This window comes from Tsukamurella tyrosinosolvens, assembly GCF_900104775.1.
GTDB lineage: Bacteria > Actinomycetota > Actinomycetes > Mycobacteriales > Mycobacteriaceae > Tsukamurella > Tsukamurella tyrosinosolvens.
In genome coordinates this window covers 3147318-3165088 of the sequence record NZ_FNSA01000003.1, presented here as the reverse complement: position 1 = coordinate 3165088, position 17771 = coordinate 3147318, and the positions used below count along the sequence as shown (strand labels likewise).

Here is a 17771-nt window from a genome sequence, read left to right as displayed (position 1 = left end):
GCACCCCGAAGGTGCCCACCCGTGCGGTCGCGCACGCCGGCACAGATTCCCGGTGGCGGCGCCTGTCGCTCAAGGCCCGCAAGCTGCAGCCGTTCTGCATCGACTGCCGCACCACCCGCAACCTGACCGCCGACCACCTGCTGCCCGTCTCGGAGTTCCCCGAACTGGCGTACGAGATCGAGAACCTGACCGTCCGGTGCCGCTCCTGCAACAGCATCCGGGGCACCACGTGGACCACCGCCGACGCCGAGGAAGTCCTCAGTCGTCTCCTGCGGGCACAGAAGCACGCACGCAAGGTTCGGTACGCCCGGCTCATCCCGATCGCTCAGCGGGCCGCACAGGGTGGGGGGATACCCCCTTCCAGCAGCCCGAACACCTGCCTCGGTAGCCGCAATCACGAACTATTTGGTAATGGTTATCATTTCGATAGGGAAATCCGATGAGACGTGGACCGAAGGCACCGACGACGGACGAGCCGCTGCCGTTCGCCCCGATCGGCTCGCTCGAGTCGGAACGCTGCCTCGAATTCATCGCGCAGTTCATCCGCGTACCGAAGGGCACGGGCGCGTTGGAGCCGTTGCAGGTGGCGGACTTCCAGCGCGACATCGTGGTCGCGGTGCTGGACTCGGGGGCGCGGACGGTCGGGATCATGCTGCCCCGCGGATCGGGGAAGACCACGCTGAATGCGGCGATCGCGCTGTACGTGTTCTACACGTGGGGTGAGGGCGCGCATGTGGTGGTCTTCGCCGTCGACGAGCGGCAGGCCGGACTGGCTTTCAACGCGGCCCGGCGGATGGTGGAGCTCAACGATGAGCTGTCCGAGCGGGTGCAGGTGTACCGCGACAAGCTGGTGCTGCCCGCCACGGATTCCACGTTCCAGGTGATGCCGGCCTCGGCTGCCGCTGCGGAGGGTCTGGACTTCGTGCTGGCGATCGTCGATGAGGCTGGTGTGGTCTCGCGGGATCTGTTCGAGGTGGTGCAGCTCGCGCAGGGCAAGCGCGCGCGGTCGGTGGTGGTGGCGATCGGCACGCCGGGCCCGAACCTCGACGACCAGGTGCTACTGAGCCTGCGCGAGTATCACCGGGACCATCCGGAGGATGTCTCGCAGGCGTGGATCGAGCATTCGGCCGCGGGCTTCGAGCATCACGAGCCCACGTGCCCGCATTGCATCGCTCTGGCGAACCCTGCGATCGAGGCGGGGTTTCTGCACGCGGATGCGGTGGCCGCGCTGGCGCCGCCGAAGACCCGCGAGGCCACGTTCCGGCGTGCGCGTCTGTGCCAGCTCGCCACCGACACCGAGGGCGGTTTCCTCCCGCCGGGCGTGTGGGATGCCCTGTGCCAGGCGCACCCCATCGACAAGGGCGCACAGGTCGTCGTCGCGCTGGACGGCTCATTCAGCGACGACACCACGGCGTTGCTGCTCGCCACCGTCGCGGAGGAACCACACCTCGATGTCCTCGGTGTGTGGGAGCGGCCGGCGGGTGATGACGAGTACCGGGTGCCGATCACGGAGGTGGAGGACACCATCCGCCAGGCGTGCAAGGACTACCGGGTGCAGGAGATCATCGCGGACCCGTTCCGGTGGGCTCGGACCCTGCAGGTACTCGAATCCGAGCGGCTGCCGATCGCGGAGTTCCCGCACTCGCCGTCACGTCTGACCGCTGCCACGTCCGCCCTGTACACGGCGTGTGTGAACGGCAAGCTCACCCACACCGGAGATGAGCGCCTGGCCGCTCACATCGCCGCCGCGGTCGTCGCGGAGGACCCGCGGGGAATGCGCCTGGCTAAGCGCTCGCGTTCCCGCACCGCTCGAAAGATCGACCTGGCCGCGTGCGCGGTCATGGCCCACAGTCGCGCCACCTGGCGTGCATCACGCCCCAAGAAGAAGCATCGCGTAAGGAGCTTCCAATGACCGAACCCACACTCGCCGAACTCGACAACGCACTGAATGTGCGACTGCCGCAGCTCAACCGGCTCGGCAAATACTATGCGGGACAACAGCCCTTGTCGTTCATCGCACCGGAGGCACGCAAGGCCCTCGGGCAGCGGTTCGACCGGTACTCGGTGAACCTGCCCCGCCTCGCCGTGACCGCGATCGCCGAACGCCTGCGGGTGCAGAGCTTCCGCACCGCCGACGGCGCCCGCGATACCGCCCTCATCGCGGCGTGGCGGCGCAACGACCTCGACCAGCTCGCCCCCGTCGCGCACCGGGAAGCCCTCGCCGTCGGTGAGGCTGCCGTCATCGTGTGGGCCGACGAGCGCGGCAAGGCCCGCGTGTCCGTCGAATCCGCCGAGCAGGTCGCCGTCTACCGCGACGCCGGCAGCCGCGAGACCATCGCCGCGATCAAGCGGTGGGTCGACAAGGCGCCCGACGGCACCGACCGGCAAACCCGTTGGGTGGTGTACTATCCGGACCGGATCGTGCACCTGCAGGGCGACGGCGCCTCGATCACCGCCGCGAAGACCCTCAAGACCGTGGACAATCCGTTGTTGGCGGTGAACGTGGTCGCGCTGACCAACGCGGACCGCCCGATGGACACCTTCGGAGTGAGCGAGTTCGAGGACCTCATCCCCATCACCGACGGCATCAACAAGCTCTCCACGGACCTGCTGACCGCCTCGGAGTACGGCGCGCGGCCCCGCAGGTGGGCGACCGGCCTCGAGCTCGAGGAGAAGCCCGTCGTCGACGACGAGGGGAACCCGGTCCTCGACGACGACGGGGAACCGGTCATGGAGGCCGTGAACCCGATCGGTGAGACCGACAAGCTGATGATCAATGAGGACTCCGCGGGCAAGTTCGGGCAGCTCGACGGCGCTGCACTCGATGGATACGAGAACGCGGTGTCCGTGATGCTGCAGCAGGCGATGGCGGTATCGGGTCTGCCGGCGCACTACGTCGGTGTCACCACCTCCGTGCCGTCCTCTGCGGAGGCGATCCGCGCCGCCGAGGCCGGTCTGACCGCCAAGGCGGAGGCAGCGCAGGCCAAGTTCGGCCGCGCGTGGGAGGCCGTCGGCCGTCTCATCCACGCGATCGAGGACGGTGGGGAGGTCGACGACTACGCCCCGCAGATCGTGTGGTCCGACCCCGCGACCCGCTCCGTCGCGCAGGAAGCCGACGCCACGGTCAAGCTCCACGGCGCCTCGATCATCTCCACCGCCGAGGCACGCGAACGCCTCGACATCGACAACCCCGACGACACCCCCGCACCACCACCCGCAGATGCCCGCGTTTCAGACGCGAGCAAGGGTCGCACCCCGGATGCGACCCCTCCCAAGGGTCGCGTTTCGCCCGCGACCCCCGCCGCCCCGAAACAGGGCGGCGACTTCAACCCAATGACCGCAGCATTCTAGGAAGGACACACCATGACCGACGACAAGTCTCGCGCTCAAGGACTACAGGAGTCCTTGACGGACCCCCCCGAAGCTGACATCCGCCAGACGGACGCTGATCAGGCTTCTTCGGCGACCACCGAAGAAGTTGACGGCACCGGCAAAAAGCCTGATGTCAGTGCTGCTGACACTCCTGAGAGTTCTCAGGAGCAACCCGCAGAAGGGTCCGATCTCGAATCTGACCCCTCCGAAGGTAATCCCGATTCCGGGACTACCGAGGGCGACACGTTCCCGCGCTCGGTGGTGGAGAAGCTGCGCACCGAGAGCGCCGGATACCGCACGCGGGTGCGCGAGCTCGAACAGCAGCTCCACCGGATGCAGGTGGAGGGCACCGGAGCGCTCGCAGACCCCTCGGATCTGCCCTTCGACCCGGCGCATTTGGAGTCTCCGGAGGCTCTGCAGGCCGCGATCGACGCCCTGTTGGAGGCGAAACCGCACCTCAAGGCCCGCCGATTCGAGGCCGGCGCCGCAGCCCAGGGACCGAAATCCGGCACCGAAGCACCCGTCGATCTGCTCGCGGCACTCCGAAGCCAGCTCTAACCTGACCGTAAGTTGAGGTATGGTGGGGATCGAACCCAGGCGGTTCGATCCCCATCACGCATCCAGGGCCCAGGCGGCGAGAGACGCGAAACACCCTCTCCCCGTTAGGAATTGCTCATGGCTCCCCAGACCCCCGCCACCGTCCCCACTCTGCTCAACGACACGGTCTCGCAGATCGTCGTCCAGCCGCTCGAAGCCGCGTCCGTCGTGCTCGCCGCCGGCCCGAAGATCTTCGACACCAGCAGCCAGCTCCGCGTGCCCCGCATCGCGACCACCACCAGCCCCGGCTTCGTCGCCCCCGGCGGCACCATCCCCGACGCCGCCCCCGGCTTCGACGAGATCACCCTCCTGCCGCCCGCCCTCAAGTCCCTCAAGACGCTCACGCGCCTGACGAACGAGGCGATCCGGCAGACCGTCGTCGGCCTCGACTCCATCGTGCGGCAGCGGATCACCACCGACCTCGCCAACAGCCTCGACATCGCACTGCTCACCGGCGCCGGCACCGCGAACACCATCAAGGGCCTGGTCAACCAGAGCGGTGTGCAGGCCCTCGCCGCCGACCCCGCCGTGCCGGACACGTTCCTCACGGCCCTGTCGCTGCTGCGCGCCCAGGAGGTCAAGCCCAGCCACATCTTCATCAGCCCGGCCGACTACTTCGCTATCCGTGCCCTCAAGGACGCCGACAACAGGTACTTGATCACCACCGACGCCACCGCCGACGGCTTCGAGCGCCTGTTCGGCGTGCCGCTGGTCATCACCAGCCGCCTCGCCACCGGCAAGGCCGTCGCCCTCGACATCCAGTACGTCGCCGTCGCCCGCGACCTCGCCCCATCGGTGTCCCTGGACACCTCGCGGTACTTCGACACCGACGAGTCCGCGATCCGTGTCGTCGCCCGCTTCGACATCGGCCTGCTGCAGCCCAAGGCCGTCGTCGTCATCACCAAGGCGTAACCGTGGCGACCACCGCGGTCGACCTGCTCAAGTGGTTGGGGCAGCCCACCGACGACGCTGCCCTGACCGCGCAGGCAGGGCAGGCGATCACCGTCGCCGGCGGCATGATCGACGCCTACACCCGCGGTCGGCACCTCACCGCCAACGGCGAGACCCGCCCGGGGGTCGCCGCGGTGGTCCTCATGGTCGCCGCCCGGATGCTCGCCAACCCCGAGCAGCTACGGCACACCGTCGGATCGGTCGCCTTCAACGAGGGCTTCGCCGGATTCACCCTCGCCGAGCTCACCGTCCTCAACCGGTACCGGAAGCGGGCGGCATGATCTTCCACGACACCATCGACCTCATGCTCGGCGGCGGTGAGGACGACGACGGGAACCCGCTGCCGACGGTGGCGGTGCCGTACCGCGCCGACGTGTGGCCCATCTCGGCGGAGGACCGGCAGGCGTTCGGGCAGACCACCGCGGTCGCCGCGTACCGCGTGGTGATGCCGCCGTTGCGCGCCGGCCACAAGGTCACCACCGCCACGAAGATCCAGTGGGACGGCCTGGAGTACGACGTGCTGGGCCCGCCGATGGTGAACAAGGTCAACGGCCGGGTCCGGCACCTCGAGCTACTGCTGAAACGAGGCACCGGCTAACCCCGGGCCCAACCCTTAGACGGGCCGACGTTCAGTGCCCTTTCCAGGCGTCGGTAAGGAGCCGCGAACGATGCCGCGGCACCTGCGCCCCCTTCCGCGTTTCGGACGCGAGAGGGGGCGTTTCCCGTCCGCCAGTCCGCAGCCAGTCCGCAGTAGCTCAATCAACACCCATCGCTACCCATTCACGCCCACGCTTTGACCTGCGCTTATTCGTGCACCCCATCGTTGCTCGGATTACGAATCCCCAGATAGGGCGGATTCAAAACCCGTCCAGTGTGAGTTCGAGTCTCACCGGGGGCACTACCGCACTTGCTGCGAACCTGCAGGTAGATCGCCTGCGGGTTCTTTCGTCTTCGGGTTCCGAGCTGGTCATGAGCACGTTTTGAGCACAGTTCGGTCGATGCTTACGCGGAGAAGGTGGCTGCGCGATCCAGTGCGACAGCGACGCTGTCGAGGTCGTCGGGGAAGAGATCCGCGTAGGTGTCGAGAGTGAGCGTGGCAGAGCTGTGGCCCAGCATTCTCTGAACAGCCTTGACATGCGCGCCCGCGGAGATGGCCAACGAGGCTGCAGTGTGTCGCAGGTCGTGCGGTGTCACACGAGGGAAAGGTGGCGTCGTCGCCTCTCCGTGTTCGCTCTGCGCAGCTTCCTCCGCCCGGGCCTTCGTGGTCCTCTTGATGCACCGCTGCACAGCGCCGTCCCACCAGGTGTTATGCCCTGGCGGCTTGGCATAGCCGCCCTGACCTGCGGGAAATACGATGTCGTCGGGCTGCATCCCTCGGCAGTGCTCGGCGAGCATCGTGACGACGAACGCGGGTAGGGGAACCGTTCGACGCTCGTAGTCCTTTGGATCGCCGATGTGCACGGTCTTACCCACGAACACGGCGATCCTCTCAACCGACACTCTGCCGCGTCGGAGGTCTATATGGCGACGCAAGAGGCCCGCGAGCTCGGACCAGCGCAACCCCGTGTAAGCGAGGATATAGACCTCAATCGCATGCTGCTTGGCCTCGTTGGCGAACAGTGCGACTTGCGCGTGAGTGAGAAATTCGTTGCTCTTCGCGGTACCTCGGCGGGGCAGCTTCACGCCGCGGGCGGGATTCGACCCGATTCGCCTATCTGCCACTGCCCCTTCCAAGATGCCGGACAGTATGCCGTGGATCCGTGCGACTGAGTCAGGGCCCACCCTGTCGGACAGTTCGGCGATCCACACTCGAATGTCGGTGGTACGGACCTTTACGACTTGAACCTGGCCCCAACGTGGTTCGACGTGGACCCGCCAAGCCGATTCGACTGAGCGCTCGCCAGACGGTTTGGTGTGGGCGCGACCCGTGAGCCACTCCGCGCCGAGCGTGCCGATTGTGACCCTGCCGGCGTTGACATCGATGTACTCGCCGCGAAGTGCGCTGACCTGGACGGTGGCGAGGTAGGATTCCGCTTCCCTTCGTGTTCGAAACCCACGTTTCGTCGTCTGGACGCCGCTCGGACGGCGGTACCTCACCATGTACCGGCCACGGTCTCGTGCGGGGCCGCGTTTGAGTTCGTATCGCTCAATCGTTGCCACGCCGATGTCTTTCGGCTTCTTCGAACGATTCCGCAGCAGCAACCCGATTGACTTCAGTCGCGACTTCGTGCAGCAGGTCGCGGGTAACTCTTCCCTTTTTCTGGGGAGTTGCATCCGAACCGGCCCTGCTGTCTCGTTCTTCGGTCGCAGTGCGCCCGAAGAGGTTGGAGGTGGCAACCTGAACCTGAATCGGGAATAGATCGAGTTCCTTGCATAGGCGATCGTCTACCTGTCCCCAACCGCGTGCAAGGGTTGGATCGGGCAAGGCGGGCAGCGATGCTGCGGTCGGGGCGACCGGGACACCGCGAAGGGCAGCCGACAATGCTCGGTGCTCACCGTCAGCCGGAAGTAGATCTGCGAGAGCGACCGGGTTGCCTGAGAGCTCTGCGATCGCGATCGCGATCGCGTGCAGAGTAAGGAGATCCGGTGCCAGATGGCCAACCTCGACCTGCGCCACCCGGACGTTCGTCCACCGAAGCTCAGGCCCGGCGCGGTTTACAGCCCTTGCCAGCTGATCCTGCGTTGCGCCAGCCGCTTCGCGCCGTCGTCGAATCTCAGCGCCAACCTCTCTCCCGAATGCCCCGCCCATGCCACAGACTATATGCAGAACGTAACCCTGTTGACAAGTCGTGATTCTGCCGCATATGGTCAACAGTATTACTGATGACAGCAACTCTGAGAGGTGAGCAAATGGGAGCGGTCGCTGTCGAAAGCATCGATCCGGAGAGGCTTTACAGCCCTGCGGGCGTTGCGGAGCTTGTTCCTAACACGAGTACAGCTTCACTCGCTCAGATGCGCCGTCGAAGGACGGGACCGAGCTACAGTCAGCACTGCCCCCGTGGGCGAGTTCTGTACCGCGGGCGAGACCTCCTCGCATGGATTGATGCAGGTATCCAAGAGCCGAGTGCACGATGACGCGGGCGGTGATTGTCAGCTTGTTCAGCACCGATGCCGATTGGCGAGCCTTGAGCCCGAACACCGCCGAGTGGTCGTCGCCCGAGGGGCATGTGGTAACAGTGCACGTTACCGACGACATGGCGGAGGTGCGTGTCGACCATGCGGGTGACGCCGTATCCAGCGTGCTCGACCTTGGGCCCTGCGCCGATCCAGGAGAGGCGCACGCTCGGATCGAGGAGGAGGCCGAATTCCTGCTGAGGCAGGTCGAAAACTAGCAAGGCGGGCTTGGTGAGTAGGCATTCGAGTAGCAATCGCTTCCTCTGCGTCGGTGCGTGGCCTCCTTTGGGCGGAGTTCTGATCGGCGGCATGCGGTGTGGTCGGCGATGTGGGGCCGCGGCGGCCGCCCCCAAGAGTTTTCCTCGCACAAACATGGCTCAGTCCTGTTGCGGAGCTCGCATCAGGATCCCGATCGAGCCGTCTTCCGCCGGGTCCACCATCCGGTGACCAACCCGGGCGCGTGTGTTGGATAGGCCGTGAGCTGGCGCGCACGCAGCGTGTGGGCCGCTTCTACGAGAGCTGCAATTCGGTCAGGTTGTTCCTTTGAGACCGCTTCGTTCCAGAGCTGCTTCGCAGTCAGTCCGCCATCTTCCTCATCGGGTGCAGCCAGGATCCTCCGCGCGAGGTCGCTGAATCCTTGGTTCAGATGTTTCACCTCCTCGTCGTCGATGAGCAGGACAAGGTGGTCGAGCTTGCTTGCCGATTCGCGGAGCGGGCCGACGAGCGGACGCGCTTCGTGCCATTGCTCCGGGGTGATCGTTCTTGATTCGAGGATGGCGTCGTCGGCGTACCACACGTAGGCCTCCATTGCTCCCGCCGTCGCGATGACAGCGTCGGCGTATTCTTTCGACGCCGCGAGCAGAACGTCCCGCCGCTTCTGCTCGGCGTTCAGCTCAGCGATGGACATCGCTGTCTGACGCGCAATGAATGCTCCGATACTGACCCCGCACAGGCCGATGACCGCGGCGATGATGGCTCCCATAGCGGAAGGGTGCCACTCACAGGACCGCCTCGGCGCGGATCCGGACACAGATGTGCCACTGTTCAGGCTGAAAGTCGACGAGCTACACCCCCTGTGGAAGGCAAACGTCGATCCGCGGGGGCCATTGAGAGCACGCTGAATTCACCGGTTGCGAAGGCCGGCTCATGGTGGCCGCTGCAGGAAGCAGCAAATCGGAACGAACGTTTGAGGGCGAGCAAGCAACCTGGCCAGCTGGCAAACCGAATGCTGGTCGATCACGTCAGAAGGAGGTTGAGTCCCCAGCGAGATAGCGTGTCGTCCAGGTATGTGACCTCGTTAGAGCGATCTGTGTCGCCGCTACTCAGGAGGCCGACTGCGTACGCGTCGTACCCGTTCGCGGTCCTCACTGTGAGGAACACACCGCTGCCGCTGTCGCCCTTCACCGCGTAGCCGCCCCATTTCACAACGTCGGGCCCCGCCGAGACCATCGGCCCGCAGGTGACTCCTGCGCGTCCGCCCATCATGCAGAGCGGCGTACCGGCGGGTAGAGAGCGTACGGCGTCGCGGTTGAGGCCGCCTGCGATGCGTACCCCGGCGGTCACGTTCGTCCGATAGCGGTTACTGGCGACCGCGTCAGAGGGTAGGCCGATGAACGCTGCGTCCAATCGCGCCCCTGATGGTCCTGTGCCCTGTTCCGCGCCGATGTAGTCAGCAGCCAGTTGGATGTCCCCGGTTGGGGACACGAAACTGACAGGACCGTCTGACTTGTCACAGTGCCCAGCCGTGAGAAACCCAGTGCGGCCGGCGTTACTCCGGACCGGCCACCCAATCGTGCAGGTCGCGGCGGTATCTGGCCCAGACGGTTGGCTGACGGTGACACCCATTCCCGGAATGGTTCCGCTGCTCCCATCAGCCGGTATGCCGCCGTAGCTGTCCGGAAGCGCGACGTAGGGCCCTGGCGGTAGCTGGACGGTGACGCCACCAGGGACCGTCGGTGGCGCTGCGATCGACGGCGGCGTGTAGCCCGGTCCGTCAGTCGGCACCGGCGTCACCGAATAGTCCGGTGTGGCGGTGCCGGTAGTGGGGGAGTAGCCAGGCGGAAGCGGGAGTAGGCCGTTCTCGTTGGTGGTCGGGGCGGAGCTGCCATCACTCGCCGTCTGAGTGCGGTCGACGCCACACGCTGAAGACAGTGCTACTGCCGCGGCGAGCGCCGCGATGATGCCCCGCCTCATTCTTCTTCCCCTAGATCTTGCTCACGCTATCCGCGCCGTCTCGATCAGCAGCCTGGATCCGGTCGTACGTGAACTTCGCTACCTTCGACCCGAGGATGACATTGTCAGCTGCGGTCGTCAGTCCGGCCACCTGCCTCTCGAGGAATGCGGACAGCGACTTTCCACCCGCGTCGTAGATCGGCATCGGCCGCTTGGTGCTGCCGTTGCTAGCTTCGTCCGCGTACGTCTTCTCCAGGCGGGCACGTTCCGCGGCAGCAACGGCTTTCAGGTTCTCGGCTGCGGCGATGATCGAGGCAGTCTTGCCTGGGAATCCCGGTACGTCCCGGATCTCGATGTCTTCGGCCATGTGCGCGCCCTTCTGAATTCGGTCACCCGACCATACCGAGAGATGCTGACGATGCAGGAACGTGACGCGACGCCTCGTCCCGGGTCTAACGAGACGCTTCTTCGCGGATCCGCTTCGCCAGATCGTCGATCAAAGTACTGGGCGAGCGGCTTTCGACCAGCGACTTCTCTGCTGGCGTCTGCGATGTCGCATCGAATGTCCAGCGGAGGTAGGTCATCGGTAGCCGGTCCATGAACTTTCGACTCATCGCGGGCTGCTTTTCCAGCAGGTCGGCACGGCACGCAGCGTTATCGTCGACGTGGCACCTTCCAACGAACCCATATCGGGAGCTGAGCATCCCCCACAAACGCCGGAACTCTTCTTCGTACAGCACCGACTTGGTCGTGAGCGCCACCCGGGCGGTTGAATCCAGCTGGAACAGGAGAGTCGACGTTCTCTCCAGGTAGGACTTCAGCTCGAATGCCAGTTGCTGCGTTTCTCCGTCACGAGCAGGGAAGACGGTGACTTTTTGGTACGCAACGCTTAGATCCCTACCGCGCGTCGAGAGGTCGCGCACAGCCTGGTCGTCGAGGCGCAGCGTACCTGGCACGAACTTCTCGCCCGGTAGAGCAGAGTCCGGATTCCAGAGAGGGTTCGGGCCGAGTTGAACGGGGACGTTGTTGTTGAGCAGTAGCTGCAGGGACTGTGCAGCATCGATGAACGCAAGATGAGCGTCGACGGTCTGTTGCCGGGTGTAGTTCTCCTTGGACTGGGTGACCGAGGCGGACGCTCCGTAGTAGCCGACCAGACTCGCGATGACACCGCCTGCCAGTGTGGCGGCGAGCGAGGAGATCAGGGATCCACGATCATCCCGAAACTTCCTCCACGCGAGGCCGGCGAGGATAACCGAGACGATGAGGACGACAGCGAAGGCTCCCATGGGAAACAGAGTCATGGAACTGAGCGTATGCAGAAGCCTCCTGATCGATCGGCTTACGGTCCACCTACAGAATCCCCGCGGAGTCGAGCGGCTTCGAGCCGGAGGACGTCCCTCCCTGTCCGTTGCCGGTGTTGGTCCCGCTGGTGCCGCCGGGCCCGCTACCTCCCTGCACGGGCGCGTTCGGCTCGCCGCTGGAGGTCACGCCGGGCTTCGAACCGCCGGAGGGCGAACCGGGCATCGGTGTTCCCGAACCGCTCCCGCTACCGCCCTGGCCGGAGCCGCCGTGATCGCCCGTTCCCGGGGTCGGCTTGGGGTCGGTACCCGCAGCGGGGTTCTCGACCTTCGTGCCACCCTCAGCGGGGCCGGAGACCGCACCATCGTGCTGACCGCCGCCGTTCTGGCCTCCCTGACCGCCCTGGTCGCCGCCCTTGTCGGTGGCCGCGGCGTTCGGGTCATCGGGCAGGTGGAACCAGCCGCCCTTGTCGCCGAGCTCGGGAACCTCGGATCCGGAGACGACCTTGTAGTCGTCGGTGTAGAACTTGTCGTCGCCGAGGAACAGGAACTGACGGTCCCCGGCCACCAGCAGGTCGCCGGGCTTGGCCTTGGTCGGCGCGATCTGCTCGCCCGGATCCTGGCCCGCGACCGGCGGCTTGAGTCCGGCCTCGGCTGCCGCGTCGGTCAGCGTGAGCGGGTGCTCGGCGTCGGCCTTGCCGAGCAGGTCCGCCATGCGGGCGACGCGCTCGTTCGGGAACTCGACCTTCGTGCCCTTCATGTCGACCGTGGTGTTCGGCTTGGGAGCGCCGGGCTTGGGGGTCTTGTTCTCCTCCTCGGGCTTCTTGTTCTCGCCAGGGACCGTCGCTGCGGGAGCGACCGCGGCCGGAGCAGCCTCCGGCTTCTTCTCCTCGGGCTTCTGCTCGACGGGCTTGACCTTGTTGTTCAGGCCCGACAGGTCCGGCTTCTTCGGCTCCTCCCGCTTCTTGATCGGCTCGTCCTTCTTCTCCTCGGGCTTCTTCTCGTTCAGCTTGTCGCCGAGGTTCGCCAGCGGGTTCTGGCCCTGGTTGCCGAGCGGGTTCGATCCGCCGAGGTTCGGCATCTGCGGAGTCGACAGGTTGGGCATGGACGGCGTGTTCGGAGTCGCCTGCTTCGCCGTGTTCTGCAGACCCTTGAGCGCGTTCGCGAGATCGTCGGTGCTCTTCTTCTCCGGCGTCTCGGTCTGCTGCATCGTGGGCATAGCCGGCATGGCCCCGTTCACAGGCTGCGGCTTGTGCATGCCAGGCCGGTCGTGTGCCCGGACCTGCGTCGTCGTACCGTCCTTGAAGGCGGCAGCCGACAGCGGGGCCTCATTCATCACGTCGGCCATCCGCTGCTCGGCCCGGTCGAGTGTGGCCTCGACACCCTTCATGACCGTGATGATCTGAGACGAATTGTCGGTCAACGAGCCGTCTTTGGACAGTTGGATGCGCGCGGCCCGATTCATCTCAATGATCTGCTTGTATGCTTTATCCGCGGCGTCCGAGCACGTGGCCAACTCTTTGACCATTACCTCGCCGGCTTCGTTGGGAACGCGATCGAGCACCGCAAGATGTCTCAGCAGCGGGGGTGCGGATTCGCGAATCTTCGGTTCATCAGAGTTCTGGAGGACGTCTCGGATCTCCGCCGATGCCGCAGCGATCGTCTTGCAGTAGTTGGCGATCGCGGTCTTGACCTCGTCAGGGTCGATACGAGTCGCGGGAAGCGGGTTCTGAGTCCAAATCTGTCCCTGGGGACCGTCGGTCATGCCGAAGATCTTGTTCTTGTTCAGGTCGGTCAATACCCGGTCGAGATCCGCAACATGGTTGATGTCCTTCGCTGCCCCCGGCAGGATGAACGTGGTGGTGCCGTCAGGCGGTGCCCACTCATCGACCCGGTTGCCTCCCGTTGCGTCGCCGTCGTCGGTGAGGCTCCAGACTGTGTACGCGGCGGTGGCGGCCCAGCCGATCGGACCAGGGACGAGTCCGACAAGGCCGAGGGCCCCCTTGGTGTAATGACCTTCAGCGATATCCTGGACGGCGAACCCCGCACCGACGAACGGAGCGATCCGCGCGACCCGCGCGAGCTTCCCACTCTTCATGAACCCCTTCAGGGCGGGCGCGACCTTGGGGCCGAGCTTGGTGGCCACCTTGCCGATCGCTGCAGTCATTCTGCACCTCCATCATTGACGACTTTGAGTGCACGCTACGTCGAGTCCCTGACATCGAACGACTGTGGCGCGCAAAGTGATCAACAGATTAGAGGCGGACTATCGGCTTGCTTGTATGGCTGCTGTCAGGCTGGCATGACAGCAGGCCAGCATGCTTGCTTGCCAGCAAACATGCAGCCTGACCAGGACATTCTTTCGCGAACAGCTTCACCAGTCAGTCGCCGGCGCGCACCATGATCGAGTACGAGGCGGCCGCAGCCTGCTTCGCTTGAGCGGCGGTCGCCGCAGTGACCGAACTCCCGTACTTACCGACCTTGACCGCGCATCGCGTGTAGTCCGCGAGCTCTGCTTGGCCTCCGCTGCCTTGGTCGGTGTACCGCTGAGCCTTCCAGCACGCCGCCGATGTGGCGGGGACACCAGGCACATCTTCGATCGCGCCACCTTGACCGGATTGGAACTGGAACCACTGCTCGGCGCGCGCAGAGTCCGGGAAACGCGAGACCGCCCCGACCGGTGTGGCGCCGATCCAGTCGATTCCGAATCTGTTCTCGATCGCCTCGGCGTTTCCGTCCAGCAGCCCTTGGACGTAGGGAGTCCTGTACCCGGTGTATAGACCGAACCCGGGTGTCGTGTCGTGCAACGGATACAACGCGGGCCCCTGTGCCTTGATCGTCCGCCGCATCACTCCAGCGACGTCCATCCTCACGGACGGTATGCCGTCGGTGGTCGACGGATTGGGTGGCTGCTCCAGGGTTCGGGCTTTCGCAACTTGGAGTGCCAGCGCCTTGTCTGCCAACGCGAACGCGGCATCTTCTCCTTTGACGGTCGCCGAGCCGATGGCCAGCAAGTTGCCGACGGGCGCAACGCTGGTGACCTGTGATTGCCCTGTCGAAAAGTTGCCTGCCACGACGTATCGCGCATCGGCTACAGGAGGGCGTTGAGGAGACGTTCCGAATCCGCTCGCGGCGACGAGAGCGTCTAAGGCTTTTCGTGCGGTCGCCTCATCCGCGTATCGGACGATGGCCGTCCGTACAACTCTGTCCAGTCCGGATCCAGATGTGCCGGCGGTACTACGCCCGCCCAGCGCCGCGACGAATCCCGCTTGAAGGGGCACGCTGTTCAGAGCTGCTTGTTGCTGCGGGCGGAACACCGTCGTTGCACCGGCGAAGAAGTCATTGGGAACGATCACCGACATCGACCCGCCCGGCTTCACGCCCAAGCTGAGGTCGCCCGCGACTTCACGAGGATTCACAACCCGATCGCCGATGGTAAGCCCGACCTGATACCAGGCATCACGAGGTTTGGCCGCCGTTGTGACGTCTGTGCGCGGCTGAGTCGCGTAGTTGCCAGTATCGAGACCGCTGAGCTTCGACGACTCATCCGTTACTGGCGTCCCGGCAACCTCACTTGAGCACGCCGCAGCGCCCAGCGTAAGTGCGACCAGCACCGACAGCAGGCCCCGCCCTCCCCGTTCCATGAACTAGTTCATACACGGTTTCTCCTTATGTTTCGGCTAACCGTCGCTTGGATTGGGGCGTGCTTGCTTGCCTGCAGGCTGCAAGCACACCCTGAAGCAAGCCCGTAACGTGCTGCTGAAGGGCGCCGTGACATATCGATGTGGCGGTGGACCAGAGACGCCGTGGCGCAGGTCGGCCGAAGTTGACATTCAACTGGCTCAACATGTTTCATCCTGTCCGCGAGTACCCTGACATAGATGCGAACAAGCATCACTGACACCGTCGACCCCGCCGAGTTGCATACGCACGTCGTGCAGCTCCTCGACGCAGTCGCCACTGCGCGGCATCAGCTCAAAGACATCCGTCACGCGTACGCAGCCCTAGATCCGGGCCAACTAGGCGTCGACGATCTCGGGTCCGAGCTTGCGGCCGCCGACTGCATTGCGACAGCCCAGAGGGCATTCCTCGCTGTCGGCGGCGCACTCGCAACGGTCTCAGACAGCGTCCACGACGCGATGCGGCACACATCGCGGTTGAAGGCGACGGCGGTATGACGCACACGAGCACAGTCCGCCGATACCTCTGGGCGCTCCTGATCGTCGGCACCGCCGCGTCGGTAGCGGCGAACGTGGCCCACGCGCACCCGGGGATCGGGCCGCGGATCATGGCAGTCGCCGCGCCGATTGCCCTCCTCGCCTTCACCCACCTGGTCGGCTTGTGGGGTCGGATCCGCACCAGCGGTGTCACGTACTGGGCGATCCTCGTGACCGTCGCGCTGATCGCCATCGGGGCTGCGCGTGTCTCGTTCGCGGCGGTGCGAGACCTCGCGGAGAGCTACGGGTACGGGCCACTCGACGCCGCCCTGATCCCCTTGATGCTCGATGGTGGGCTGGCTACGACCGCGCTGGCACTCGTGGTCCTGGGTCGCATCGAGGCGGAGACTATCCAGCCTGCCGCTCACCAACTGATCGATGATCATCAGGTGACTACCGGGCCTGGTCACCCGATCACCGAGTCGATCATTGTTGATCAGACGGTTGATCTGCCGCTGATCGGAGCAGGTCACGAGGGTGATCAGCCGCGGGCCGGCGAGCTGGACCCGGTGATCATCGAGCCCCACTCCGAAGTTCCCGTGTGCCTGGTAGAGCCCGGCGCTGATCAGCCTGATGATCGAACTGATCCCCGCGGTGATCACTGGGCGCTGGCCGAGTTGATCGCTGCGACTGGGCGCACCAACCAGCCGATCAATGTGATCACCGCGGTTCTCGCCGCGCGAGCCGATGGCAAGGGGCAGAAGGCCGCAGGGCTCGCCGCCGGGGTCGCCCAGGGGACCGTTAGGACCATCGAGAAGCTCCGGGAAGAGGTGGCCGCGTGAACTTTCGATCAAGACAGGACGCGGTCGAAGCCCTCGAATCCGCGCGCCGCTATCTGGCCGCCTGCTCGGCACGAAGCCGTACCGCGAACGATCTGTGGTTTGTGCTCGCCGACGATGACGAAGCCGAGCTTCTGCGTGACGCCGCCGAGCTCCGCATCGCGCTACGCGAAGCAGCCATCGGGGCAGTGGTAGACCAAGACTGGGTTCGCGAACGCATCGATGAGTACCAGCACGAGAAGTTGGCCCGAGATCTGGCGGCAGGCGCGTTTCGTAGCTTCCCGGAGTTCGTTCTGAAGTTCGAGAAGTGGTACCGGCAGGTGTCCGTATGACGGGTGGCGCTCGAAGCTGGCGGGTGATCCGAGCGGACGCTGTGGCCGCACGGAAGGTTGATGAGACCCATGCGGCTGCCGCGCACCACCTTGCCGCTGTCTTGCCCGAGGAGGCTCGGATCGTTGGACTCGACGACATCGTGGACGGGTGGGAGCAGCAGCTTGCAGTCTTCTACTTGAGGACAATCGCAGGAGGCGAAGGCAGGAAGCAGCTGAACGTGGATCAGCGCAGGCGTTGACACGGCTCGATCGCGCTCGGCGCGCGACGCATGCTTCAATCCTGTGATGCAAACACTTACCTGGACGCAACTTCTATCCACCGCCGTCGCGCTCTTTGCGTTGGTTGTCAGCCTTGTCACTTCTGGTCGTAGTATTCGCTCTTCGCAGGCGGTAGCAGAACAGAATCGGGAAGCAACCAAGCAGATAGCTAGAGACAACATTCGGAACCATCATGAAGATCAAGTTACCGACGCTGCGGTCGAACTGGTGGGGGGAATTAGCGACGAGCTGCGAATCATGGGGCAGGTCAGGGCTAAGCTGGAGATTCTGCCGCGCGGAAACGCCGCCGAATCCAGGAGGGTTTACGAAGAGTGTGAGGCTCTTCTTCACGAGCGGAGCCGCATAACCACGCTCGCGATAACCAGAATCCACCTAGTTATTCCAAAGAACCTTCAAGCCGAGGCTAAGTCGCTTGAGCGGTCTATCAACGGCCACCGCGAGGAGTTCATCAAGTATTTCGGGTCCTTTCAGGGGCGCAACTCGGACCGGCAGGAGTTCCCTGAAATGGACCAGGCGTACAAGGATCGACTCAATGGCTTCGTTGTCTTGATCCGTGGCTATCGAGAGACGACACGCGATCTCGTGGGGAAGACAGCAGTGCCGACCAATGACCAAATGAGGCAGAAGGGAGTTTCGTACTGATTGGTAGCTCGAGAGGGG

At 64.9% G+C, this 17771-nt stretch carries 20 protein-coding genes; 12 read left to right on the top strand and 8 right to left on the bottom strand.

The annotated features are described in order from the left end of the window. Positions 1 to 11: 11 nt before the first annotated feature. The 7 genes from BLW32_RS17665 to BLW32_RS17635 all read left to right on the top strand — a co-directional run bounded on the left by BLW32_RS17665 (position 12) and on the right by BLW32_RS17635 (position 5518). Positions 12 to 443 carry an HNH endonuclease signature motif containing protein gene (locus BLW32_RS17665; protein WP_068738930.1) on the top strand — a complete coding sequence of 144 codons (432 nt, stop codon included), beginning with the start codon at positions 12 to 14 and terminating at the stop codon, positions 441 to 443. Then, positions 440 to 1912 carry a terminase large subunit domain-containing protein gene (locus BLW32_RS17660; protein ID WP_068738929.1) on the top strand — a complete coding sequence of 491 codons (1473 nt, stop codon included), beginning with the start codon at positions 440 to 442 and terminating at the stop codon, positions 1910 to 1912. The genes BLW32_RS17665 and BLW32_RS17660 overlap by 4 nt, the downstream gene beginning before the upstream one ends. Further along, a complete protein-coding gene (locus BLW32_RS17655; RefSeq protein WP_074850672.1) occupies positions 1909 to 3351 on the top strand; it encodes a phage portal protein in 1443 nt (480 codons plus the stop codon). Before BLW32_RS17660 ends, BLW32_RS17655 begins: the two co-directional genes overlap by 4 nt. A 12-nt stretch (positions 3352 to 3363) precedes the next feature. Continuing rightward, on the top strand, positions 3364 to 3930 hold the full coding sequence (locus tag BLW32_RS17650; RefSeq protein WP_139286253.1) for a hypothetical protein: 567 nt from the start codon (positions 3364 to 3366) through the stop codon (positions 3928 to 3930). A gap of 117 nt (positions 3931 to 4047) precedes the next feature. Next, complete coding sequence (locus BLW32_RS17645; RefSeq protein WP_068738927.1) at positions 4048 to 4881, top strand: phage major capsid protein; 834 nt, start codon at positions 4048 to 4050, stop codon at positions 4879 to 4881. A gap of 2 nt (positions 4882 to 4883) precedes the next feature. After that, complete coding sequence (locus BLW32_RS17640) at positions 4884 to 5201, top strand: hypothetical protein (protein ID WP_068738926.1); 318 nt, start codon at positions 4884 to 4886, stop codon at positions 5199 to 5201. Beyond that, on the top strand, positions 5198 to 5518 hold the full coding sequence (locus tag BLW32_RS17635; RefSeq protein ID WP_068738925.1) for a head-tail adaptor protein: 321 nt from the start codon (positions 5198 to 5200) through the stop codon (positions 5516 to 5518). The genes BLW32_RS17640 and BLW32_RS17635 overlap by 4 nt, the downstream gene beginning before the upstream one ends. A 404-nt stretch (positions 5519 to 5922) precedes the next feature. Here the strand turns inward: BLW32_RS17635 and BLW32_RS17630 are convergent, their stop codons facing one another. Both BLW32_RS17630 and BLW32_RS27220 read right to left on the bottom strand, forming a co-directional pair. Next, positions 5923 to 7080: a site-specific integrase gene (locus BLW32_RS17630; RefSeq protein ID WP_074850670.1), complete on the bottom strand. Its 1158-nt coding sequence runs from the start codon at positions 7078 to 7080 to the stop codon at positions 5923 to 5925. Then, a complete protein-coding gene (locus tag BLW32_RS27220; RefSeq protein ID WP_139286252.1) occupies positions 7067 to 7537 on the bottom strand; it encodes a hypothetical protein in 471 nt (156 codons plus the stop codon). The genes BLW32_RS17630 and BLW32_RS27220 overlap by 14 nt, the downstream gene beginning before the upstream one ends. Positions 7538 to 7991: 454 nt before the next feature. Here BLW32_RS27220 and BLW32_RS17625 point away from each other — a divergent pair, with 454 nt between their 5' ends. Beyond that, the gene (locus BLW32_RS17625) at positions 7992 to 8252 is read left to right on the top strand and encodes a hypothetical protein (RefSeq protein WP_068738923.1); all 261 of its coding nucleotides are present in this window, start codon (positions 7992 to 7994) and stop codon (positions 8250 to 8252) included. 182 nt (positions 8253 to 8434) lie between these two features. Here BLW32_RS17625 and BLW32_RS17620 read toward each other — a convergent pair whose 3' ends face one another. From BLW32_RS17620 to BLW32_RS27210, 6 genes are all read right to left on the bottom strand, one after another. After that, positions 8435 to 9016 carry a hypothetical protein gene (locus tag BLW32_RS17620; protein ID WP_068738922.1) on the bottom strand — a complete coding sequence of 194 codons (582 nt, stop codon included), beginning with the start codon at positions 9014 to 9016 and terminating at the stop codon, positions 8435 to 8437. 254 nt (positions 9017 to 9270) lie between these two features. Continuing rightward, positions 9271 to 9660, bottom strand: coding sequence for a hypothetical protein (locus BLW32_RS27215; RefSeq protein WP_139286250.1), 390 nt, complete (start codon positions 9658 to 9660; stop codon positions 9271 to 9273). A 577-nt stretch (positions 9661 to 10237) separates the two neighbouring features. Beyond that, a complete protein-coding gene (locus BLW32_RS17610; protein WP_068738920.1) occupies positions 10238 to 10573 on the bottom strand; it encodes a hypothetical protein in 336 nt (111 codons plus the stop codon). An 85-nt stretch (positions 10574 to 10658) separates the two neighbouring features. Then, the gene (locus BLW32_RS17605; RefSeq protein WP_068738919.1) at positions 10659 to 11507 is read right to left on the bottom strand and encodes a hypothetical protein; all 849 of its coding nucleotides are present in this window, start codon (positions 11505 to 11507) and stop codon (positions 10659 to 10661) included. A gap of 49 nt (positions 11508 to 11556) precedes the next feature. Then, on the bottom strand, positions 11557 to 13671 hold the full coding sequence (locus BLW32_RS17600; RefSeq protein ID WP_068738918.1) for a hypothetical protein: 2115 nt from the start codon (positions 13669 to 13671) through the stop codon (positions 11557 to 11559). 214 nt (positions 13672 to 13885) lie between these two features. After that, positions 13886 to 15148 carry a DUF7373 family lipoprotein gene (locus BLW32_RS27210; protein ID WP_139286248.1) on the bottom strand — a complete coding sequence of 421 codons (1263 nt, stop codon included), beginning with the start codon at positions 15146 to 15148 and terminating at the stop codon, positions 13886 to 13888. 237 nt (positions 15149 to 15385) lie between these two features. Here BLW32_RS27210 and BLW32_RS17590 point away from each other — a divergent pair, with 237 nt between their 5' ends. The 4 genes from BLW32_RS17590 (at position 15386) to BLW32_RS27785 (ending at position 17753) form a co-directional block, all read left to right on the top strand. Then, positions 15386 to 15682 (top strand): hypothetical protein, encoded by a 297-nt coding sequence (locus BLW32_RS17590; protein ID WP_068738916.1) that lies wholly within the window; start codon positions 15386 to 15388, stop codon positions 15680 to 15682. Continuing rightward, positions 15679 to 16503, top strand: a complete 825-nt coding sequence (locus BLW32_RS17585) for a DUF2637 domain-containing protein (protein WP_068738915.1) — start codon at positions 15679 to 15681, stop codon at positions 16501 to 16503. Before BLW32_RS17590 ends, BLW32_RS17585 begins: the two co-directional genes overlap by 4 nt. Beyond that, entirely contained in the window at positions 16500 to 16832 is a 333-nt protein-coding gene (locus tag BLW32_RS17580; protein ID WP_139286246.1) for a hypothetical protein, read from the top strand. Before BLW32_RS17585 ends, BLW32_RS17580 begins: the two co-directional genes overlap by 4 nt. 285 nt (positions 16833 to 17117) lie before the next feature. Then, positions 17118 to 17753 carry a hypothetical protein gene (locus BLW32_RS27785; protein ID WP_156486365.1) on the top strand — a complete coding sequence of 212 codons (636 nt, stop codon included), beginning with the start codon at positions 17118 to 17120 and terminating at the stop codon, positions 17751 to 17753. Positions 17754 to 17771 lie beyond the last annotated feature (18 nt).